The following is a 21,636-nucleotide window of genomic DNA, read 5'->3' as shown; positions in this document are numbered from 1 at the left end:
ACAGGCCTAATTGGCCCGAAACAAACGTAGGAGCGAGCAAAGCTCGCGATGGGCTGCAAAGCAGCCCCAACCCCAAGGCCACCCAAATCACCGCCCCTGCAGCAACTCCAACGCCTGATCAAACACCACCAGCGGCTCCGCCGCCTTGTGAATATCCGCCGACAGCAACTGCCTGAACCGCCGCGCCCCCTTGAACCCCTGGGCGAGCCCAAGAATATGCCGGGTGACATGGTGCATCGCACCGCCACTTTCCATATGCGCCACAATGTAAGGCCGCAACTGCATCATCACCTCGCTGCGCGTAACCACCGGCGCAACGCTGGCAAACAGCCGCTGGTCCACGTCTGCCAGCAAGTAAGGGTTGTGATAAGCCTCGCGCCCCAGCATCACACCATCAAAGGTTTGCAGGTGCGCCTCACACTCTGCCAGGGTTTTGATACCACCGTTGAGCACGATTTCCAGGTCTGGGAAATCCGCTTTCAGCTGCGCCGCCACGTCATAGCGCAGCGGCGGTACCTCGCGGTTCTCTTTCGGCGACAAGCCCTCAAGAATGGCGATCCGCGCATGCACGGTGAAGCTGCGGCACCCAGCCTCGCGCACCTGGCCGACAAAATCGCACAGCTCGGCATAACTGTCGCGCCCATTGATGCCAATGCGGTGCTTGACCGTCACCGGAGTCGACACCGCATCGCGCATGGCCTTCACGCAATCAGCCACAAGCGCCGGATGCGCCATCAGGCAGGCACCGATCATGTTGTTCTGCACCCGGTCGCTGGGGCAACCGACATTCAGGTTGACCTCGTCATAACCATCCTGCTCGGCGAGCCTGGCGCAGGCCGCCAGGTCTGCCGGCACACTGCCGCCCAGCTGCAGGGCCAGCGGGTGTTCGCTGGCATCGTGGCGTAGAAAGCGCTGGGCGTCGTTGTGCAGCAGGGCACCGGTGGTGACCATTTCGGTGTAGAGCAGGGTGTGCTTGGAGAGCAGGCGCAGGAAGAACCGGCAGTGGCGGTCGGTCCAGTCCATCATCGGTGCAACGCTGAAGCGGCGGGAAGGCTCAATGCGTTGGTTGTTCAGGTCTTGAGGCATCTAAGTCACGTATCTGAATGACCAGGCGCATCGCGCCAGGCCAAGTGGTATTCAAGGAGGTGCATAGTCTATCAACCGAAGCAATCCCGCGTCCGGTTTTGGCCGATGGGGTGCTTTCAGCTGGGCTCTAAACCATCCAGCCCGGCCTCGCTACAAAACCCGTCAAATGCCATACCGCTTGTTACCCCCAGAGGTAATGCAATAGCGACCACCGCGGGCCCGATACAAACTCGGCCAGAAGAGCAGGGGCACGACATACCATACGTAGGCCCGGCGTTGCGAGCAGGCTGCGGAACCGCCCGCTGCCTTTTTTGCGTGGCATTGGCAAAGCAATTTGCTGTGGTGCAGAGGTTCTTGGCCGAAAGCCAACGTGGAGCCTGGCCATCGAGGCTGATGCGACCCCAATCCGCGCGCCGTTCGTAAACTCGCACAGTGTCACCCCGTTTAAGGCTGCCAACCACCGTGCCGCCTGGGCTGGCGCGCAGGTTCAGCTTGTCAGCGTTTACAAAATGCTCAAGTGTTGAAGATGAGGGTTTTTGCCCCACACCTGGCGACTCGGCCGCAAGGGTGCTCACTGGCGTGGGGCTAATCGGCTTCTCAACTTCAGACGGGCTCTTTTTTCCGGTTGCCCAGACCACGACGAAGAGCACCACGATTGGCAGCAGCCATAACTGTCTTTTATTGCGCATATCCCTTGCACCTATTCAGTAAGCAACGCAGGTATCGCAGCCATCCCCTTCAAAGTGTAGTCAGCAACCGCTGCAGATTCTGATATTCCCACCCTGACAGCAACGCAATCGGATCAATACGGGCACCCGGGTCGAACGCCCAGCACTTGCCCTCCGGGCTCACACATAACTCGCAATACTCAGGCTCGCCGTTGTTGGCGCAGATGCGCATCTTCCAGCCATCGACATCCACTACGTAATGCAAGCAATCCAATTGTTCTGAAACCTGGCCACGAACAATTGTCATCGTCCGGCGCCCGAAAAGCGCTTCCCGCAGCACTTGGCAGGCCTCACGCGCAGTGAGCGGATTGGGCACCGCTTCATCCCATTCTTCCAGGTTCATCTCTGCACCGAGCCTCCTAATGAGCCGCCGCCAATAGTATCCTGCTTCACCAAGTGCCAGTCCTTCACCGCGCTTGACTACGAACTTGCTGAACGACCCACCCATCCGCCCACTCAGATGGCTCACCCGCTGACCCAACCCAGGCCCCGCCATGCATCCCCAAGTAAGACCCGCCACCCTCGCCGACACCCTACCAATCGCAACCCTGCACCGCGAGGCCTTCACACGCCAGATGGGCTCCGAAACCTGGGTACACGCCACGTTGTCCGCCGCACCGCGAATGCTGGCGTTCGTGTTGGACCTGGAAGGCGAAATCGCCGGCTATATCTTCTGGGCCCAGAAGTCCGGCATTCGCCCCGAGGCCACGCTGGAACTCGATCAAATAGCGGTGGCCGGCCGGCATCGCGGGCACGGCTTCGGCGAGCATCTGATCAGGGCGTCACTGGCCTTGGTTACCGAAGCGTTGAGCAGCGAGGGCCAACGTATAAAGTCGGTCCTCGTCTCAACCCGTGCCGACAACGCTGCCCAGCAGCTTTACGCAAAAGTGCTGGGCGCAAAGGTCGTGGCCAGTATCGATGGCCTGTATTCGGCCACGGAAGTGATCATGTTGGCCACCTTGAATCAGGTACCCGACGAGCAGGCCGATTAGTGCCAAAGCCGGCCTATTTCAACGGCACATACACATCCGTCTCCCACCGCTCTACCGGTGTTTCGGGATACACACTCAGGTATTCGAATACCAGCGGATGGTCGCGCAGCTCCTCTCCGCTGGCTGGCAGCCAGTCCCGGTATACCGGGTAGATCGTTTCGCCAATGCAGTCCAACGAGCCGACGTGGCGGATCACCGCGCACCGTCCTGCCGGTATCACCCGCGCTTGCACGCCATACGTGTTGGCCTGCAGGGCATCGCGCATCTCGCCGCACACGGCGAAGCGGAAATCCTCGGCGGGGGTGGTGTCTGGGTTGTCGTAGGGGATGCCGAACGTGCGGCAGCTGGCGACGGGCGATTGGCCGGTCTGCATTCGCCACTGGCGAAAGCGCGCCACGGTTTCGCCCACGCGGTTGGGCGCCCCGTGGTGGTCCAGCGCGGCAACGCGGGTTTCAGAGAAGTTCACGATACGGATCTGCATGCTGATACGCCTGGCAAGGTGGGGAACAACGAACACCGCACTCCAGGCCTTCCAGTTGGGCGCCTTGGCAAAGGCGCTAGGGGGCATGCCGAAGGCGCGCCTGAATGCCCTGGAAAACGCCTCGGGGCTTTCGAAGCCCGCACCGAGCGCGGCCTGCACCACCGAGACCTGTGGTGACGCCGCCAGCTGATGTGCCGCGCGGCGCAGCCGGGTGAGCTGGACGTAGTGCGATACCGGCACGCCCATGAACGCGCTGAACTGTCGGTGAAAGTGATACGCCGAAAAATTCGCAAGGCGGCTCAGCGTTTCGACCGAGAGGTCACCGTCGAGGTGGCCATCAATGTGGGCGAGTACGGCATCAAACCGTTTCGCGTACTTGGCGAGCAGTGTCTGGTCGGTCAACGATGGGGTCTCTGAACGTTGCGGTATGCCTATCATTCCCGCTTCAGCGGGTGCGTTGCCTAGCCGTAGTTGCTCTGTCGGCAATAGTGTTCATCGGGCAGTGACTGCGCCTGTAAAACTGATATCGTAATGATGTCAGTGCTACGCAACCTTTTGCGCAATGCAGCGGTCGGAGTATGCACTGATTGCGTCTCGCAACCGCAGATGCTGCGTTGTGCACCCGCTGCAACGTGCCATGCAAGCCAGGGATTCGGCATTCTTCGTCTTCCTCCGAGTATCAACCCATGCTTCATCTATTTCGTAACCGCCATGAGCTTCAGGTGCTCAGGCAACTCGCTGCCGCGCTGCCTTCTTCCTCCCAGGCCGGAGCTGGCCGTGGCTCGGCCAGCTGGGCAGACGTGCAAAGTGAATGGACTTCACGCGAACTGAAAGCCGCAGAGCGGGACAACCGTATTGCCGAACTGGAGCGCGAGCTGGAGTCTGCGCGCCAGTTGCTGGCCGAAGCCGATGCCAGTGCCCGTGCTTCGGAAACCCGCTTCGACCTGGTCAACCGCGCCTCCAGCGAAGGCCTGTGGGACATGGAAGTGGTGGCTGGCGACCCGGTCAACCCACGTAACCGCTTCTGGTGGTCGCAGCAATTCAGGGAGATGCTGGGCTTTCGCGACGAGCGCGATTTCCCCAACGTGCTGGCCAGCTGGGCCGACCGGCTGCACCCGGATGACCGGGCCGCCACACTGGATGCGTTCGCCCGCCACCTGAACGACAAGTCGGGCATGACACCCTACCGGGTGCGCAACCGCCTGGCCATGAAGGACGGCAGCTACCGCTGGTTCTTCGCCCAGGGCGAAACCCTGCGTGACAGCCGGGGCGTGCCGCTGCGGGTTGCCGGGGCGTTGCGGGACATCCATGACGAGCTGCAGCGCGAGCAGGAACACGATGTGATCATCACCCGTTTCGAGCTGGCACGGGAGATGTTGTCCGATGGCTTGTGGGACATGGAAGTGATCGCGGGTGACCCGGTCAACCCGAACAACCCGTTCTGGTGGTCGCCGCAGTTCCGCCGCCTGCTGGGCTTCGAAACGGTGGAGGAATTCCCTGACGTGCTGGACAGCTGGGCCTCGCGCCTGCATCCGCAAGACAAGGCCTACAGCCTGGAAGCGTTCCAGGCCCACCTGAACGACCGCTCCGGCAAAACCCCCTTCGACATCGAGTACCGGTTGAAGATGAAAAGCGGCGAATACCGCTGGTTCCGCGCACGCGGGCAAACCAAGCGCGATGCCCACGGTGCGCCACTGCGGGTGGTGGGGGCGCTGGTGGACGTGGACCTGGAACACCAGCAAAGCGCCATGCGCGATACCGAGGCGGCCCACCAGCGCACGCTGGAAGCGAACATCGTCAAGCTTACGCAGATTGTCGGCACCATCCAGAGCATTGCCAGCCAGACCAACCTGCTGGCACTGAACGCGGCCATTGAAGCGGCCCGTGCAGGCGAGGCGGGGAGGGGCTTTGCGGTGGTGGCGGATGAAGTGCGCAAGCTGGCCACGCGCACCACCGAGGCCACCGAGCAAGCGGCTGACATGATGCGCACCTGAACCCTGGGCGATCGGGAAGAGTAGGCAGGGGTCGCATTTTATATATAATGCGACTCACTCCCAATTAGCCCCTGTCTGGTCATGACCAAGTCTTCCCCTGATGCCGAACTGATCAGTGCGCTGGCCCTGCATTATGACGACCTGGTCGCCTATATCCGCAGGCGCTTTCACGGCAGCCAGTTCGCCCGAGACGTCGTGCATGACGTGTGCCTGCAATTGCTGGAGAAACCGCCGCAACAGGCGGTCAAGCTGCCATTCGCGTTTCTGCGCCGCACATCCTTCAACCGCGCCATCGACCGCCGGCGCGCGGAAAACACGCGTCTGGCGTACTTCGAACCCACCGACTCGGTACCTGACTGCCATGTGCATGAGCTCGATGGCGCCGCAGCGCTGGACTTCGAGCAACAGTTGGAAGCGCTGCTGGCGATCATCGACGCGTTGCCGGCGCGTGCCCGGCAGGTGTTTCTGCTGCATCGGATTCACGACATGCCGCAACGGGAGATCGCGGGTGAACTGGGGATCTCGGTGAACATGGTCACCCAGCACTTTGCCCGGGCCATGCGCAGCATTGCCCAGGGCTGGGAGCCTGCGCGGCAGGCATTGGCGGGGCGGGGCTGAGCCATGGCACAGCCCCGTCGGCCCGACCCGGGCGACCCACTTACGGCCTTCGAACGTGCAGTGCGCGAACGGGTGCCTTCGCGTGAGGCTGTGCTGGCTGAAGCCAAGGCGCAAACCGCCCGGCAGCGCACACGCAAGAAAGTGCTGGGCGCCACGGTTTCGGTGCTGTGCCTGGCGGCCACGTTATGGATGTTGGACCCGGCCTGGCGTACGGATGACCTGCGCACCGGTTATGCCCAGCGCCAGCGCCTGCAGTTGCCCGACGGCAGCCTCGCGGTGCTCAACAGCGCCACCCACCTGCGTATCGAACACCGCTTGCGTAGCCGCCAGTTTGAACTGCTGGAGGGGGAGGCCGCCTTCACCGTTGCGCACGGTGCCAGGCCGTTTATCGTCCGCAGCCAAGGGGTGACGGTGCGGGATATCGGCACCGTATTCAATGTGCGCAGCGACGCCCGCGGTGTCGCGGTTGCGGTGGTGGAAGGCGCGGTGGAGGTTTCAACCGCTTCGGTTGCGCCACAACGCCTGGAGGGCGGCCAGCAGGTGCTGGCGAGCAATCAACGCCTCGGGCGTGTGACAGCACGTGCGCCATCGCAGGCCAGCGCCTGGCAGCAAGGCAAACTGCGCTTTGATGGCACACCGCTGCACGAGGTGCTGGCCGATATCCGTCGTTACCGCCAGGCACCGGTCAACCTGGCAGACCCGCGTTTGGCACACCTGCGTGTATCTGGGGAGTTTGACACGGCGGCCATCGAATCGCTGATTGACCTGCTGCCGGCGATTCTGCCCGTGATAGTGACCCGCTCCGGTAATGGCACCGTTACTGTGAGCAGGCGATAGCGCTGTCGCCGGGGCGGTTATCAGAAGCTAACGAGAATTTTTCGCATCGCACCTCAACATTGCGCTGCGTTCATCCGCCACTGCCAATGAACGTCACTTTTGATCGCGTCATTGGGGAGCTGCATGAACAACCACACACCACCGCGCCGTATCCATGTCAGCCGCCTGTCGGCACTGGCGGCAAGCCTGCTGCTGGTCTCCAGCCTGCAGGCCCAGGAAGCCCAGTACAACGTAAATGTACCTGCCCAGCAACTGGACCAGGCGCTCAACGCCCTGGCCCGCCAGACGGGCAGCCGCATCCTGTTCGCCACCGATACCGCTGCGGGCCGGCAGGCACCTTCGCTGGTTGGCCATTTGAGCGTGGATCAGGCGCTGCAACGGCTGTTGCAGGGTTCGAGCCTGAGTGTGGAGAAGACGGCGGAGGGCAGCTACGTGATCGCCGAACAGGTCACTGCCGACAATGCGCTGACCCTCGGGGCCATCACCATTCAGGGGCAGGGGATGGGTAAGGCGACCGAAAACAGCAAGTCATACACGGCAGGCCTGGTCAGCGTGGGTTCGAAGACGCCCACCAGCCTGAAGGACACCCCCCAGACTGTTTCCATCATCAGCCAGCAGATGATCGAGGACCAGCGCATCACCACGCTGCCCGAAGCCATGAAGCGTACCCCGGGCATCACCGTGCGCAACAACAGTTACAGTTCGCAGCAGTTCTATTCCCGGGGTTTCGGTATCGACAACGTGCAGATCGACGGCACGTCACCGATGGACATCGGCACCGGGCTGGGCACCTTCTACAGTGAGCGGCTGTACGACATGGCGCCCTATGACCACGTTGAGGTATTGCGCGGTGCAAGTGGGCTGTTGGGCGGCACCGGGGACCCGGGTGGCATCGTCAACCTGGTGCGCAAGCGGCCAATGGCCAGCTACCAGCTGAAACTGAACACTTCTGCAGGCTCCTGGGACAACTACCGCAGCGAAGTGGACCTCACCGGCCCTCTGGGCCTGGACGGCAAGCTGCGCGGCCGGGTAGTGGCGGCCTACACCGACCGCCAATACTTCATGGACAAGCGCAGCACCGAAAAGCCGTTCTTGTACGGCATTCTGGAAGCGGACGTTACCGATGACACGATGCTGACGGTGGGTGGCAGCTACGACAAGGTCAAGGACAACGGTACCGGGGACGGCCTGCCGCGCTACAGCACGGGTGGCGACCTTAAACTGCCGCGCAGCACCTGGTTCACCTCCAACCGGGCATGGTCGGACAGCTACACCCGGGAGTGGTTTGCCAAGATCGACCACAGCTTCAACCCGGACTGGAAGCTCAACGCTTCCTATACCCACTCGTATAACAGCGCCAACGTCGAGGGTATAAACCCTTACGGCTCAGTAGACGAAACCACTAACACCGGCACGTACTGGTGGGGCAGCTACGTTTCAAGCTGGAGCAACCAGTCCGTATTCGACATCAACCTCTCGGGCACCTTCGACGCCTTTGGCCGCCAGCACGAATTGCTGCTGGGCGCCGACTACCAGAAGGTGACCAGTCGCTGGCGCGCTGCCATGGGTGTCAACGGTAAAGGCGGGTTGATCGACCTGTGGAACCCTGGTGCCACGCCCTTGCCGGAGTTGGGCTCCAACCGGAGTTTCTGGCGGGACTACAACCCCAATACGCGAGAGCAGTACGGCGCCTATACCACGCTGCGCCTGCAGTTGACCGACCCGCTGAAACTCGTGGCCGGCGCCCGCGCCCAGCGTTACAGGTTCGAGCAGGCCTATAGCCTGCGCAACAATGACGGCACCGGGCCGTGGCAAGAGCAGGACCGGGTCACCGACCGCGAAGCGACCACGCTGGTGCCCTATGGTGGGCTGATCTATGCGTTGGACGAACAGTGGTCTGCTTATGCCAGTTACTCGGAAGTCTTCAAGCCGCAGTCGCAGAAAATGCAAGGCCCCGAGGCCTCCCCATCACCCCTTGAGCCAATGACCGGTAAAACCTATGAAATCGGCCTCAAAGGAGAGCTGTTCCAGGGTGCGCTCAATGTCAGTGCAGCGCTGTTCTACACCACCCGTGAGCACCAGGCGGCCACCGACCCGGCATACCCTAACCCACCCTTCAGCTACAGCAGCTCATGTTGCTTCCTGGCGCAGGACAAGGTCATCAGCAAAGGCATCGACCTGGAGGCGACCGGCGAGATCATGCCGGGGTGGGACATCATGGCGGGATATACCTACAACATGATCCGCAACAGCAGCGAAGAGACGCTGTCGAGCACGGTAACGCCCCGTCATCTGTTGAAACTGTGGAGCGTCTACAACTTGAAGGGGGCGCTGGAGGGCTGGCGCGTGGGGGGTGGGGTAACGGCCATGAGCCTCACTTACGTCACCGGTAAAGCCTACCGATTTGATGGCAACGGCAATGTGACAGACAGCAATGATTATGATTTCAGCCAGAGCGGTTATGCGGTCTACGATGCCATGGTTGAATACGATATTGATAATCATTGGACTGTTGCGCTAAACGGCAACAATTTGCTCGATCGCCGTTATTACGCGAGTGTCGGCACTTCTGAGTATGGAAATTACTATGGCGAGCCGCGCAACGTTGTGCTGACGCTGCGTGGCACCTTCTGGTAAGCAGCATTGCTGCGCCCGGACGCCTGCCTGAACCGCAGGCGTTTTTTATACGCGTCAACGATGTGGCGCCATTTTTTTCATTAATGTCATCGACCAGTGGAACGCTTGGCGCAGGGGTGGGGTCAGTGTCTTGGCAATTGGCCATTAGTCACGTTCAAGGGCGTACTGATCGTCCTGGCTTTTGAGTTGATGAAAAACATCGCACGGCACTTCAGGGCACTGGGGTGCCGCCGATACAGCATTGATGCCAGCGCCTGAGTGCAATTGCAGCCCATCCCTTTTATTGCAGGCCTCCCTAATGAATTGGTTCTACGACGCCAGACTAGCAATCAAGCTGTACCTCGCCTTCGCGCTTTGCGCATTGATCACCTTGATTGTAGGAGTTGTCGGTAGCCAAGGAATCGGCTCGTTGTCTTCGAGTTTGCAACTCGTGTTCTCCAATAACCTGGTGTCGGTGGCCAAAACCGCCGAAACCCGCTCCAGTGCAATTGCCCAGAGTCGTGATCTTTATCGCTTCCTGGCGGCAACCACCACCAATGCGCCGCAAGAGGAACGCAGTGCCATTCTCGCCTCCATGAAAGAGAATCGCCTGACGAGCGAAAAAGCCTTCGCTGTTTATCGTGCAACGCCCTTGGCTGATGACGAGCGTGCGGCCGGCGACAAGATGGAAAAGGACTGGCCCGCCTACCAGGCGGTCGTCGACCGGACCGTGGCGACCATTCAGAGCGGCGACCTTGCAGCTGCCAGGCTGCTGATGGCCGGCGATTTGCACCAGGCCTTCCGTACCGTGATCGACGAACTGACCATCATGGTCGAATCCAACAACCGCCAGATCGGTGAGGGCGCACAGGATGCCAAGGACAGTGAGGCGGCTGCCAAGCTCAACCTGTACATCGGCATTGGTGTCGCATTCGTGGCTGCACTGCTGCTGGGCATGTTTATCAGCCGGGTGATCAGCAATCCGATTGCGGTGGCTGTTCGTAACGCCGAACGCATTGCGGGCGGCGACCTCACCAAAGCGGTTGAAACCGGCCATGCTGATGAAACCGGCCAACTGCTGACCGCGCTGGGTGGCATGCAGAACAACCTGAAAACCACGATTCAGCAGATCGCCAGTGCGGCAGACCAGTTGGCCTCCGCCGCCGAAGAACTGAATGCAGTCACGGAAGAAAGCACCCGCGGGCTGGTGCGGCAGAACGACGAGATTCAGCTGGCGGCCACTGCGGTGACCGAGATGAGCGCAGCGGTGGACGAAGTGGCGCGTAATGCAACGTCCACCTCCGAGGCCTCACGCCAAACCAGCCAGGAAGCGGCCAGTGGTCGTGACCAGGCCCGCGAAGCGGTGCAGGCCATTACCAGCGTCAACAGCGAAATCGGCCAGTCGACCGTGATTGTCGACGAACTGGCAGGCAGCGTGCGTGATATCGCCAAGGTGGTGGACGTGATCCGTGGCATCGCCGAGCAGACCAACCTGTTGGCGCTCAATGCGGCGATCGAGGCCGCGCGTGCCGGTGAACAAGGGCGTGGCTTTGCCGTGGTCGCCGACGAAGTGCGAGCACTGGCGGCGCGTACCCAGGCGTCTACCGGTGAGATCGAAGCCATGATCACCAGTGTGCAGTCGCGTGCCGACGATGCGGTGAAGGCCATGGGCAACAGCCGCAGCCTGGCAGACAGCACCGAGGCGTTGGCCAAGGCCACGGGTGAGTCGCTTGAGCGGATCGCCCAGAACATCGCCCAGATCAACGACCGCAACCTGTTGATCGCCACGGCGTCGGAAGAGCAGGCCAATGTGGCGCGGGAGGTGGACCGCAACCTGATCAACATTCAGGACCTGTCGACCCAGACCTCGGCAGGGGCCAACCAGACCAACGCTTCCAGCCAGGAACTGTCGCGTCTGGCCATTTCGTTCAATACCCTGGTCAACACCTTCAAGCTGTGATGCGTGATCGTGCGGGTTGACCTGCGGCGGGGCAGGGCAGGCAAGGCGCACCTGATGGGCCTTGCCTGGGCCCGCAACGGGTCAGTCGACCCGCACGAACACGTTCTTGGCCATTTCGCTGCCGCCAATGGCTTCCAGGCGCTTGCCGCCCTCCAGTACACGAACGTTCAGCAGGGCCATGCCGTCCTTGTTGCGGGCGGTGACCACGTCATCCTTGCGCTCCCACTCATCCACTTTCAGCTTGTTGCCATTGGCGATGATGTAGTCCTTGGAGAACTCCCAGGTTTGCTTGGGGGTTTCGAAGCCCATCACGGTGGTGGTCTGTTCATAGGTGCCTTCGAGGGCGTCATTGCCGCAGCCGGCCAGGACGAAAAACGGCAGGGCGGCAAGGGCGAGTTTCAGGGTACGCATGGGATTTCCTTTTCGGGTGGTGAATCGGGGGTGGAGGAACCTGATGGCAGGTGCCACGGGGCTGCGGTATCGGTATGGATACGATCAGCGCTGCGAAGGATGCGCAGGCTGCAATGGCAGTGGGGCGGGGAGAGCAGTTGGTAGCCAACCGCAGCACAAAGGCAGCTTCCCTGGAATGTGCCTGGCATACGCTGTTCCGTGCGTAGGAAATGCGCCAGCTTAAACGCAGTTGTGGGTGGCGTCGAGGGTCTGGAGGCGTAGGGCTTGGCCCCCTGGGCGCTGCACCGTGATCGGCTGCCCCATCCGTCGGTTTCAGGACGCGCCTGGTCGCTCGTACGCATCCGCTTGCGCCCACAAGTGCCATGCTTCGAGGATGCCCCCGTATCAGTGTGCGTAGATGCGCGAACAGGGGCACGGAGGCCGCCAGTACCACGCAACCGTGACGTGGCCGGCGCGCCGCAGCAGAACACGCCGGTACCCGCCAACATAACAACAGGGGCGGGGCCGTGATGCCGAGGTCCGCTGTATGCCTGATGAACTGCTTCACCTGCCCGCCGTTGAACGTATTCTGGCACGCCACCAGGGCACCCCTGGCGCGTTGCTGCCGATCCTGCATGCCATCCAGCAGGACATCGGTTTTGTCCCCGACGCCGCCGTCGCCGAAATCGCCCATGCGCTGAACCTCAGCCAGGCCGAGGTGCGCGGGGTGATCACCTTCTACCACGACTTCCACACCACACCGCCAGCCCGCCACACCCTGCGCCTTTGCCGCGCCGAGTCGTGCCAGAGCCGCGGTGCCGAGGCCTTGGCCGCACAACTGCGCCAGCAGTTGGCCCTGGACGACCATGGCACCAGCGCAGACGGTGCCATCAGCCTGCGGCCTGTGTACTGCCTGGGCGCATGCGCCTGTTCGCCGGCCCTGGAGCTGGACGGGCAGGTGCACGCGCGGCTCACCCCGGAGCGCCTGCGTGAGCTGGTGAACGGTTGCCGGGAGGACGCAGCATGCTGACGGTGTACGTACCTTGTGATTCGGTAGCCCGTGCTGTGGGGGCCGACCAAGTGGTCGACGCATTGCAGCGCGAGGCCCTGCAGCGGCAGTTGCCGCTCGATGTGCAACGCACCAGCGCCCGCGGCCTGTACTGGCTGGAGCCCCTGGTTGAGTGTGACAGTGTGCAGGGCCGCGTGGGCTATGGCCCGGTGACCCCGCAGGATGTGCCGTCGTTGTTCGACGCCCTGCTTGGCGAGGCGGTTGGCCATGCGCTGGCACTCGGCCCGGTGGAAGCCATCCCCTACCTGAAAACCCAGCAACGCCTGTTGTTCGCCCGCGCTGGCATTACCCGGCCACTGTCACTGGAGGATTACCGCGCCCATGGCGGCTTTGCCGGCCTGGAAACGGCGGTAGCGATGAAGGGCGATGACGTGGTCGCCAGCGTGCTCGACTCGGGCCTGCGCGGCCGCGGTGGCGCTGCGTTCCCGGCAGGCATCAAGTGGCGTACCGTGCGGGGCGCTGCCGGTGGGCAGAAGTATGTGGTGTGCAATGCCGACGAGGGCGACTCCGGCACCTTTGCCGACCGCATGCTGATGGAAGGCGACCCCTTCCTGCTGATCGAAGGCATGATCATCGCAGGCCTGGCCGTGGGCGCCGACATGGGCTACATCTATGTGCGTTCCGAATACCCCGATGCCATCCGCACCCTGAACCAGGCGTTCGTGGTCGCGCGGCAGGCGGGCTACCTGGGTGCCAACGTCGCCAGCAGTGGCAAGGCCTTCGAGCTGGAGGTGCGGGTAGGCGCCGGTGCCTACATCTGCGGGGAAGAAACCGCGCTGCTCGAATCTATAGAAGGCAAGCGCGGCATTGTGCGTGCCAAGCCGCCGCTGCCGGCGCTCGAGGGGTTGTTCGGCCTGCCGACGCTGGTGCACAACGTGCTCACCCTGGCCTCGGTGCCGATCATCCTGGCCAAGGGCGCGGCGTTCTACCGCGACTTCGGCATGGGCCGCTCGTTGGGGACCATGCCGTTCCAGCTGGCCGGCAATATTCGCCACGGCGGGTTGGTGGAGCGGGCCTTCGGCCTGACCCTGCGTGAGCTGGTGGAGGGTTACGGCGGCGGCACTGCCAGCGGCCGGCCGCTGAAGGCCGCGCAGGTGGGTGGCCCGCTCGGCGCCTGGGTGCCGCCCAGCCACTTTGACACGCCGCTGGACTACGAAGCGTTTGCCGCCATGGGCGCCATGCTCGGCCATGGCGGGGTGGTGGTGGCCGACGATACCCTGAACATGGCCAGCATGGCGCGGTTTGCCCTGCAGTTCTGCGCAGAAGAGTCCTGTGGCAAGTGCACCCCGTGTCGCATCGGTTCCACCCGCGGCATGGAGGTGGTGGACCGGCTGATCGCCAGCCAGAGCATCACCGACCGCCACGACAACGCGCTGCTGCTGCGCGACCTGTGCGACACCATGCAGTACGGTTCGCTGTGCGCCATGGGCGGCATGACTGCCTACCCGGTGGCCAGCGCCCTCAAGTACTTCCCTGCCGATTTCGGGCTGACCCAAACGGAGGCCGCGCAATGATCAACTACTTCGACCCGGAAACCGACCTGGGCACCCCAGCCCGTGACAGCGACGTGCAGGTCAGCCTGAACATCGATGGCCGCGCCATCAGCGTGCCGGCCGGTACCTCGGTGATGCGCGCTGCGGCCATGCTGGGCACCAGCATTCCCAAATTGTGCGCCACCGACAGCCTGGAGGCGTTCGGTTCGTGCCGCATGTGCATGGTGGAAATCGAAGGCATGCGCGGCTACCCGGCCTCCTGCACCACCCCGGTCAGCGAAGGCATGGTGGTGCGCACCGAGACGCCGCGCCTGGCGGGCCTGCGGCGCAATGTGATGGAGCTGTACATTTCCGACCACCCGCTGGACTGCCTGACCTGTTCGGCCAATGGCAACTGCGAGCTGCAGACCGTGGCCGGGCAGGTCGGCTTGCGCGAGGTGCGCTATGGCTACGACGGCGCCAACCACCTGGCCGAAAAGAAGGACCTTTCCAACCCGTATTTCAACTACGAGCCCAGCAAATGCATCGTGTGCAGCCGCTGCGTGCGGGCCTGCGAGGACATCCAGGGCACCTTTGCTCTGACCATCACCGGCCGTGGGTTCGAGTCCCGGGTGGCGGCCGCCGGTGGCGATGATTTCCTCAGTTCCGAGTGCGTTTCGTGCGGTGCCTGCGTGCAGGCCTGCCCGACGGCAACCCTGACTGAAAAGAGCCTGGTGCAGCTGGGCCAGCCGGAACGCGCGGTGATCACCACCTGCGCCTACTGCGGCGTGGGCTGCTCGTTCCGCGCCGAGATGAAAGGCGACCAGCTGGTGCGCATGGTGCCGGACAAGAACGGCGGGGCCAACCATGGCCACGCCTGCGTCAAAGGGCGTTTTGCCTGGGGTTACGCCACCCACCCGGACCGCATCACCAAGCCCATGATCCGCAAGCGCCTGGAAGACCCGTGGCAGGAAGTGAGCTGGGAAGAAGCGGTTACCTACGCCGCCAGCGAACTGCGCCGCATCCAGCTCAAATACGGGCGTGATTCAATCGGTGGCATCACCTCCAGCCGCTGTACCAACGAAGAGGCGTACCTGGTACAGAAACTGGTGCGTACCGCGTTCGGCAACAACAACGTCGACACCTGCGCGCGGGTGTGCCATTCCCCCACCGGCTATGGCCTCAAGCAGACGCTGGGGGAATCGGCGGGTACACAGAGCTTCGACTCGGTGATGAAGGCCGACGTGGTGCTGGTGATCGGTGCCAACCCGACCGATGCGCACCCGGTGTTCGGCTCGCAGCTCAAGCGCCGCTTGCGCCAGGGTGCCCGGCTGATCGTGATCGACCCACGGCGCATCGACCTGGTGGACTCGCCCCATGCCCGCGCCGAGTTGCACTTGCAACTGCGCCCAGGCACCAACGTGGCCATGCTCAACGCCCTGGCCCATGTGGTGGTCACCGAAGGCCTGCTGGCCCAGCGCTTTATCGACGCCCGTTGCGAAACCGAGGACTTCGCCCGCTGGCGCGACTTCGTCAGCCTGCCGGAAAACGCCCCTGAGGTACTGGGCCCGGTCTGTGGCGTACCCGCTGCAGAGATCCGTGCGGCCGCCCGGTTGTACGCCACCGGTGGCAACGCGGCCATCTACTATGGCCTGGGGGTGACCGAGCACAGCCAGGGCAGCACGGCGGTGATGGGGATCGCCAACCTGGCCATGGCCACCGGCAACATCGGCCGCGAAGGGGTAGGGGTGAACCCGCTGCGCGGGCAGAACAACGTGCAGGGTTCGTGCGACATGGGCTCGTTCCCCCATGAGTTGCCCGGGTACCGGCATATTTCCAACGAGAGCGTGCGCGCCGAGTTCGAACAGGCCTGGGGCGTGACCCTGCAGCCCGACCCGGGCCTGCGTATCCCGAACATGTTCGAAGCCGCATTGGACGGTAGTTTCAAAGCGCTGTACTGCCAGGGCGAAGACATTGCCCAGAGTGACCCGAATACCCAGCACGTGACCGCAGCCTTGCTGGCCATGGAATGCGTGGTGGTACAGGACATCTTCCTCAACGAAACCGCCAAGTTCGCCCACGTGTTCTTGCCCGGCAGCTCGTTCCTTGAGAAGGACGGTACCTTTACCAATGCCGAACGGCGTATTTCGCGGGTGCGCAAGGTGATGGAGCCGTTGGCCGGCAAGGCTGACTGGGAGGCCACCGTGGCCTTGGCCAACGCCCTGGGCTACCCGATGAACTACCGCCACCCGTCCGAGATCATGGACGAGATCGCCCGCCTGACGCCGTCGTTCCACCGTGTGAGCTACGCCGAGATCGAACGCCACGGCAGCTTGCAGTGGCCCTGCAACGATGCCGCGCCCGATGGCACGCCGACCATGCACATCGACCAGTTTGTGCGCGGCAAGGGCCGCTTCATGCTCACCGGGTACGTGCCTACCGACGAGAAGGTCAACGGTCGCTACCCGTTGCTGCTGACCACTGGGCGCATCCTCAGCCAGTACAACGTGGGCGCGCAGACGCGGCGCACTGGCAACGTGGCCTGGCACGACGCCGACCGCCTGGAAATCCACCCCACCGATGCCGAGAGCCGGGGTATCCAGGACGGTGACTGGGTGGGCATTGGCAGCCGGGCCGGGCAAACGGTGCTGCGCGCCCGTGTGAGCGGGCGGGTGGCGCCGGGGGTGGTGTACACCACGTTCCATTTCCCCGAGTCCGGGGCCAACGTAATCACCACCGACAACTCCGACTGGGCCACCAACTGCCCTGAATACAAGGTCACGGCGGTGGAAGTGGTGAAGGTGTTCCAACCGTCCCAGTGGCAGAAGCGTTATCAGGACTTCAGTGACGAACAGCGGCGCCTGCTGCAGGAGCGCCGCAAAGCGGAGAAAGCCGAGGTGCGCCAATGAGCAATGACAGCCTGGTGAAGATGGCCAACCAGATTGCCCATTATTTCGACAGCGAACCTAACCGGGCGCTGGCCGTGCAAGGGGTACGCCAGCACCTTCACAGCTTCTGGACACCGTCGATGCGCAGGCAATTGCTGGCGTGGATCGACGAACATGCCGGGGAGGGGCTGGACCCGAAGGTGAAGGAGGCGTTGGGCTGAAACCGGTCAGTGGGCTGCCTCCAGTAAGGCGCGGAGGCAGCCCACGCCGTCCAGTTATGCTGAGCGTGCCAGTTGCGCCAGGTGCGCGCTGGCTTCCTCGCTCTTGAGCACCAGTACATCGCTTTCGAGCGTATCCAGCACCACCTCCGATGTATTGCCGATCAAAGCGCCATTGATGCCCGTTCGGCACACCGTACCGATCACCGTCACCACGGCGTCGAGCTTTTTCTGCACGTGGGGTATCAGCACGTCCGCTGGCCCTTCGGCCACATGCAGACGGTCTTCGCTGATGTCATATTCGGCCTGGAAGGCCTTGCACGCATCCCGGTAGCGCTGCTCGATGGTTTCGCTCAGCTGGAAGGCCGGGTCGGCGGCGGAGAGCATCGGCGACGGATGGGCACTGATGACATGCAGCTCACCCTTTGCCAGCGCCGCAATGTCATAGCCGTGGTCGACAATGGCGGCATGCAGCCGCCGGTGGTGGTCATCCTGGTTGCCGACGTCCACCGCTGCCAGGATCGTGCCCTCGGTCCAGGGCCGCTCGCTTTTCACCATCAGCACCGCGCAGGGGCAATGGCGCAACAGCTTCCAGTCGGTGGGGGTGAGCAGGGCGCGCTTGAGCGGGTTGTCGGGCCGGTGCTCCTTGATCACCAGCTCGCAGCCCTCCGCTTGCTGCACGTGGATGATGGTGTCATGCAGCGTGCCGCGCCAGGCCTCCTCGTGGGTAACGTTGTCGTACCCGTCATCGTGCAGTTGGCTGCTCAGCAGGCTCAGCACCGCGCTGTGTTCGTGACGCTTGTCGCACATCAGCAGGTGCAGGCGCGCGCCCGTGACGCTGGCGATCAGTTTGGCCCGGGTCAAAGCCCGGCTGTGGGCGTGCTCAGGGTCGAGCACGACGAGAATGCTGCGGACGGCTTGCATGGGCGTAGACTCCCTTCGAGATTGGCAACCGGTGCCTGACTATAGTCGGCGCTTGCCCCGCGGGCGCTTGACGCATATCAAGCATAGCCACTGACGCAGGCTGCCGCCGCCGCTATAATCGCCGGCCCTGCCTGTTCTGTGTGGTTGCCCGCTCATGTCCCTGATCCCTGAAATCGACGCCTTTCTCGGCTGCCCCACGCCAGACGCCTGGATCCAGGCGGCGCTGGCCGATCAGGACACGCTGTTGATCGACCACAAGAACTGCGAATTCAAGGCTGCCAGCACGGCCCTCAGCCTGATCGCCAAGTACAACACCCACCTGGACCTGATCAACATGATGTCGCGCCTGGCGCGAGAAGAACTGGTGCATCACGAACAGGTGCTGCGCTTGATGAAACGCCGTGGGGTGCCCTTGCGGCCGGTGTCGGCAGGGCGCTACGCGTCTGGCCTGCGGCGCATGGTGCGGGCCCACGAACCGGTCAAGCTGGTGGATACGCTGGTGGTGGGGGCATTTATCGAAGCGCGCAGTTGTGAGCGCTTCGCGGCCCTGGTGCCGCACCTGGATGACGAGCTGGGCCGCTTTTACCACGGCCTGCTCAAGAGTGAGGCACGCCATTACCAGGGCTACCTGAAGCTGGCGCACCTTTATGGTGATGAGGCGGATATTGCTCGCCGGGTGGAGTTGGTACGCGCCGCAGAAGTGGAACTTATCCAGTCACCCGACCAGGAGCTGCGCTTCCACAGCGGTATCCCCATGGCGCAAGCCGCCTGACGATTGCCAGGCGGCCAGGGGGTCAGTCGCGGCGGCCCAACAACAGGCCAACCACCAGGCCAACGCCTGCCGAAATGGCAACGGTCTGCCACGGGTGCCCACCGATGTAGTCCTGGGTGGCGTCCACCATTGGCTGGGCCTTGTCACGCACGTTGCCGGCCGCTTCGCGGGCCTGGCGCAGTTTCAGGCTCACCTGGGCGCGCAGGGTTTCCGCTTCCTCGCCTACCAGGGCAGCGCTGTCGTTGAGCAGTTTTTCCGATTCTTCGATCAGCGCCTGCAACTCGCTGAATACCTGGTCCTTGATCTGATCGCTGTCGGCTGCAGCGGCATTTTTACGGGCCATGCCATGCTCCTCGTCTATGGGTTGTTAGAACAATGGATACTCGTGCGCCGTAAAAGTTGCTTCCAATCGCTATTGGCGCGTTGGTGTAAGATAGCCGCCATTTACAGCTAGCAGGTGATCCATGAGTTTCAACCTCGCCAACATGAGCTTCGAGGAACGGGCCCAGATCGAGGCCGAGAAGGCGCGGCTGTTCGAAATGTGGCAGGCCAACCTGGGCAAGGCCAAGGGTGAAGCGGCGCGCCTGATCGCCGAGAAGCCCAGGCGCAAGGGCAAGTGGGCAGAGTGGGTGCGCAACGAGCTCGACAACATGACCCCGCCCGAGTACGGCAACATGGTCCGCAGCGAAGTCAACAAGCTGATGGCCGCAGCCAACGCCGGCCGCTAAGCCGGCATACGGGTACCTACCAGTCGGTGCCCTTGGGCAGGTCCAGCTTGCCTTCATCGGTGAAGCGTACGGTGCCCAGCGGCCCGCCGGCCAGCTTGCCGCGCAGCTTGTACGGCAGCCCTTGCAGCCCGTCGAGCTTGCCCAGGCCATAGGCCTGGCGCAGGAATGAAAACGCAGTAATGCTCACCGGTACCTCGATCACGGCTTCGCCATAACGCCCGATCTGCCCGTGCTGGTCGCTGACACCTGCGGCCAGCGGTTGGCCGTTCACTTCCAGGTTGAGGGCAACGCCGTTGTAGTCGATGGGTGTTTCGTTGGGGTTTTGCACCCGCATTTTCACGGCCATGCGCAGCTCCAGGTCTTGCCCGGGCAAAGGGTCTATGCCGATCACGCTGACATTTACCGGCTCGCGCGGCTGCAGCAGGGCGCACGCGCCAAGGGCGGTGACCATTACCAGTGCCATGAACGAGCGGGTTGTACGGTAGAAGCGTTCTGTCATGAGGTGCAAACCTTGCCTGGGGAGTGCAGGCAGTGTGGCAAATGCGCGTCGGCGTTGAAAGTGACAGCGTAGATGAAAGATACTGTTTCTCATTAACACCCGATAATTCCTCCTAACGTGCAGTGGCCGAACCCATGCTGACTTCCCCCGCGCCGGGCTTGCTGGCGAGTTTCCAGGAGCACTATGACGACCTGCTGCGGTTTCTGACCCGGCGCATGAGCGACCGCCAGCGTGCAGCGGATGTGGCTCAGGAAACCTATCTGAAACTGGTTAAAATCGACGCCCAGGCGGTTCCGGTGTTGCATGCGCGCAGCTTCATCTTTCGGGTGGCGGGCAACCTGGCGATCGATGCCTTGCGGCGGGAGCGGCGGATCGCAGCGTGCCACGATGAAGGTGAGGGCGTTGTGGACGTGGCCTGCCAGGCACCCCCGCCGGAAGCGGCGTTGCTGGCCCATGAACGCTTGCAGATTCTTGACCAGGCGCTGTTGCAACTGCCGGCCAACGCGCGTCAGGCATTGCTGTTGAACCGGGTGGAAGGGCTGACGCAAAGGCAGGTAGCCCAGCGTCTGGGGGTGTCCGAAAGCATGGTGGCCAAGTACATCGGGCATGCCCTGCGCCACTGTCGGGGCTGGTTGAAGCAGGCCGGCGTGGCTGCATCCGTGGCCGCGCTGGTGACAGCGCTGGTGGTTTGGCAGCAGGCGCCCGCGCTGCTGGCCGACTACCACACGGGCGTAGGTGAGCGCCGGGTCATCACCTTGGCCGATGGCACGCGGGTGACATTGAACAGCGCCAGCGCCCTTGACGTGGCCTTTGACGAGCACGAGCGGCGCGTGGTGCTGGTGGCAGGCGAGGCGCTGTTCGAGACTGCGCCCGGGTCGCGGCCTTTCGTGGTCGAAACGGCGACGCAGCCGGTGCGCGGCGACGCCGCACGCTTCAGTGTGCGCCGCGATGGCGGTGTGGTCCTGGCACAAGGCACTGCGCAGGTCGGGGGGCAGCCTGTGGCAGTCGCCAGTGATGCCAGCACGCAAATGGCTTGGCAACGGGGCAAGCTGATCTTCAATGGCAGGCCGCTGGGCCAGGTGCTGGAAGAGCTGGAGCGTTACCGCCATGGCCGCATCGTGCTTTCCAACAGCCAGTTGGCGGCCATGGAGGTCAGCGGGGTGTTCGACCTCGATGACCCTCAGGCGTTGCTGCGCACCCTGGAACAGCGCTACGGCCTGACAGTCACCTACCTGCCATGGTTGGCGGTAGTGCGTTAAGCCGCCTGTGCGGGCTAACTGAAAAATACTTTCAATGGGGACTGCAAGTTCTTCCAGGCCAGATCGTCGTAGTGGGACTGATCAGCAACCTCTTCCCATTGACGA

The 21,636-nt window shown here is 63.0% G+C and carries 20 protein-coding genes and 2 pseudogenes; 14 read left to right on the top strand and 8 right to left on the bottom strand.

Annotation, left to right across the window (positions count from 1 at the left end; genetic code table 11):
* Positions 1 to 87: 87 nt before the first annotated feature.
* The 3 genes from dusA to IAE33_RS17780 all read right to left on the bottom strand — a co-directional run bounded on the left by dusA (position 88) and on the right by IAE33_RS17780 (position 2,157).
* A complete protein-coding gene (dusA, locus tag IAE33_RS17790) occupies positions 88 to 1,086 on the bottom strand; it encodes a tRNA dihydrouridine(20/20a) synthase DusA (protein WP_201164480.1) in 999 nt (332 codons plus the stop codon).
* Positions 1,087 to 1,202: 116 nt separating this feature from the next.
* Positions 1,203 to 1,775, bottom strand: coding sequence for an SH3 domain-containing protein (locus IAE33_RS17785; RefSeq protein ID WP_236406846.1), 573 nt, complete (start codon positions 1,773 to 1,775; stop codon positions 1,203 to 1,205).
* Between the two features lie 49 nt (positions 1,776 to 1,824).
* Positions 1,825 to 2,157: a DUF7693 family protein gene (locus IAE33_RS17780; protein ID WP_201164479.1), complete on the bottom strand. Its 333-nt coding sequence runs from the start codon at positions 2,155 to 2,157 to the stop codon at positions 1,825 to 1,827.
* A gap of 151 nt (positions 2,158 to 2,308) precedes the next feature.
* Between IAE33_RS17780 and IAE33_RS17775 the strand changes: the two genes are divergently transcribed.
* Positions 2,309 to 2,806 carry a GNAT family N-acetyltransferase gene (locus IAE33_RS17775; protein WP_201164478.1) on the top strand — a complete coding sequence of 166 codons (498 nt, stop codon included), beginning with the start codon at positions 2,309 to 2,311 and terminating at the stop codon, positions 2,804 to 2,806.
* Between the two features lie 13 nt (positions 2,807 to 2,819).
* Here the strand turns inward: IAE33_RS17775 and IAE33_RS17770 are convergent, their stop codons facing one another.
* Positions 2,820 to 3,725, bottom strand: coding sequence for an AraC family transcriptional regulator (locus tag IAE33_RS17770; protein ID WP_201164477.1), 906 nt, complete (start codon positions 3,723 to 3,725; stop codon positions 2,820 to 2,822).
* Between the two features lie 248 nt (positions 3,726 to 3,973).
* On the opposite strand from IAE33_RS17770, the pseudogene IAE33_RS24815 reads away from it, so the two are divergent.
* The 6 genes and pseudogenes from IAE33_RS24815 to IAE33_RS17745 all read left to right on the top strand — a co-directional run.
* A pseudogene (locus tag IAE33_RS24815) lies at positions 3,974 to 4,999 on the top strand (PAS domain-containing protein); the annotation flags it as partial.
* Positions 5,000 to 5,053: 54 nt separating this feature from the next.
* Positions 5,054 to 5,257: pseudogene (locus tag IAE33_RS24995) on the top strand (methyl-accepting chemotaxis protein); the annotation flags it as partial.
* 105 nt (positions 5,258 to 5,362) lie between these two features.
* Positions 5,363 to 5,899: an RNA polymerase sigma factor gene (locus IAE33_RS17760; RefSeq protein WP_201164475.1), complete on the top strand. Its 537-nt coding sequence runs from the start codon at positions 5,363 to 5,365 to the stop codon at positions 5,897 to 5,899.
* Positions 5,900 to 5,902: 3 nt separating this feature from the next.
* Positions 5,903 to 6,736: a FecR family protein gene (locus IAE33_RS17755; protein ID WP_201164474.1), complete on the top strand. Its 834-nt coding sequence runs from the start codon at positions 5,903 to 5,905 to the stop codon at positions 6,734 to 6,736.
* A gap of 123 nt (positions 6,737 to 6,859) precedes the next feature.
* A complete protein-coding gene (locus tag IAE33_RS17750; RefSeq protein ID WP_201164473.1) occupies positions 6,860 to 9,373 on the top strand; it encodes a TonB-dependent siderophore receptor in 2,514 nt (837 codons plus the stop codon).
* Between the two features lie 298 nt (positions 9,374 to 9,671).
* Complete coding sequence (locus IAE33_RS17745) at positions 9,672 to 11,312, top strand: methyl-accepting chemotaxis protein (RefSeq protein WP_201164472.1); 1,641 nt, start codon at positions 9,672 to 9,674, stop codon at positions 11,310 to 11,312.
* An 81-nt stretch (positions 11,313 to 11,393) separates the two neighbouring features.
* Here IAE33_RS17745 and IAE33_RS17740 read toward each other — a convergent pair whose 3' ends face one another.
* Positions 11,394 to 11,723 carry a hypothetical protein gene (locus tag IAE33_RS17740; RefSeq protein ID WP_201164471.1) on the bottom strand — a complete coding sequence of 110 codons (330 nt, stop codon included), beginning with the start codon at positions 11,721 to 11,723 and terminating at the stop codon, positions 11,394 to 11,396.
* 526 nt (positions 11,724 to 12,249) lie between these two features.
* Here IAE33_RS17740 and IAE33_RS17735 point away from each other — a divergent pair.
* Genes IAE33_RS17735 through IAE33_RS17720 form a run of 4 tightly spaced genes read left to right on the top strand, consistent with a single transcriptional unit; the run spans position 12,250 to position 17,352 of the window.
* Positions 12,250 to 12,732: a formate dehydrogenase subunit gamma gene (locus IAE33_RS17735; RefSeq protein WP_201164470.1), complete on the top strand. Its 483-nt coding sequence runs from the start codon at positions 12,250 to 12,252 to the stop codon at positions 12,730 to 12,732.
* The gene (locus IAE33_RS17730; protein WP_201164469.1) at positions 12,726 to 14,285 is read left to right on the top strand and encodes a formate dehydrogenase beta subunit; all 1,560 of its coding nucleotides are present in this window, start codon (positions 12,726 to 12,728) and stop codon (positions 14,283 to 14,285) included. The genes IAE33_RS17735 and IAE33_RS17730 overlap by 7 nt, the downstream gene beginning before the upstream one ends.
* On the top strand, positions 14,282 to 17,152 hold the full coding sequence (gene fdhF / locus IAE33_RS17725; protein WP_201164468.1) for a formate dehydrogenase subunit alpha: 2,871 nt from the start codon (positions 14,282 to 14,284) through the stop codon (positions 17,150 to 17,152). Before IAE33_RS17730 ends, fdhF begins: the two co-directional genes overlap by 4 nt.
* On the top strand, positions 17,149 to 17,352 hold the full coding sequence (locus IAE33_RS17720; protein ID WP_028632549.1) for a formate dehydrogenase subunit delta: 204 nt from the start codon (positions 17,149 to 17,151) through the stop codon (positions 17,350 to 17,352). The genes fdhF and IAE33_RS17720 overlap by 4 nt, the downstream gene beginning before the upstream one ends.
* 54 nt (positions 17,353 to 17,406) lie before the next feature.
* Here the strand turns inward: IAE33_RS17720 and IAE33_RS17715 are convergent, their stop codons facing one another.
* Positions 17,407 to 18,273, bottom strand: a complete 867-nt coding sequence (locus IAE33_RS17715; RefSeq protein WP_201164467.1) for a universal stress protein — start codon at positions 18,271 to 18,273, stop codon at positions 17,407 to 17,409.
* A 154-nt stretch (positions 18,274 to 18,427) separates the two neighbouring features.
* Here IAE33_RS17715 and IAE33_RS17710 point away from each other — a divergent pair, with 154 nt between their 5' ends.
* Positions 18,428 to 19,045 carry a tRNA-(ms[2]io[6]A)-hydroxylase gene (locus IAE33_RS17710; protein WP_028632551.1) on the top strand — a complete coding sequence of 206 codons (618 nt, stop codon included), beginning with the start codon at positions 18,428 to 18,430 and terminating at the stop codon, positions 19,043 to 19,045.
* A gap of 22 nt (positions 19,046 to 19,067) precedes the next feature.
* On the opposite strand, the gene IAE33_RS17705 is transcribed toward IAE33_RS17710, so the two are convergent.
* On the bottom strand, positions 19,068 to 19,388 hold the full coding sequence (locus IAE33_RS17705; protein WP_028632552.1) for a DUF883 family protein: 321 nt from the start codon (positions 19,386 to 19,388) through the stop codon (positions 19,068 to 19,070).
* Positions 19,389 to 19,509: 121 nt separating this feature from the next.
* Between IAE33_RS17705 and IAE33_RS17700 the strand changes: the two genes are divergently transcribed.
* The gene (locus IAE33_RS17700) at positions 19,510 to 19,773 is read left to right on the top strand and encodes a hypothetical protein (RefSeq protein ID WP_028632553.1); all 264 of its coding nucleotides are present in this window, start codon (positions 19,510 to 19,512) and stop codon (positions 19,771 to 19,773) included.
* Positions 19,774 to 19,789: 16 nt separating this feature from the next.
* On the opposite strand, the gene IAE33_RS17695 is transcribed toward IAE33_RS17700, so the two are convergent.
* Entirely contained in the window at positions 19,790 to 20,272 is a 483-nt protein-coding gene (locus IAE33_RS17695) for an LEA type 2 family protein (protein ID WP_201164466.1), read from the bottom strand.
* Between the two features lie 134 nt (positions 20,273 to 20,406).
* Between IAE33_RS17695 and IAE33_RS17690 the strand changes: the two genes are divergently transcribed.
* Positions 20,407 to 21,531 carry a sigma-70 family RNA polymerase sigma factor gene (locus IAE33_RS17690; RefSeq protein ID WP_060483481.1) on the top strand — a complete coding sequence of 375 codons (1,125 nt, stop codon included), beginning with the start codon at positions 20,407 to 20,409 and terminating at the stop codon, positions 21,529 to 21,531.
* Positions 21,532 to 21,636 lie beyond the last annotated feature (105 nt).

This window comes from Pseudomonas sp. S60 (assembly GCF_016647865.1).
In the GTDB taxonomy this organism is placed as follows: Bacteria; Pseudomonadota; Gammaproteobacteria; order Pseudomonadales; family Pseudomonadaceae; genus Aquipseudomonas; species Aquipseudomonas parafulva.
The sequence above is the reverse complement of the archived record's forward strand: the minus strand, read 5'-3'. Positions and strand labels throughout refer to the sequence as shown.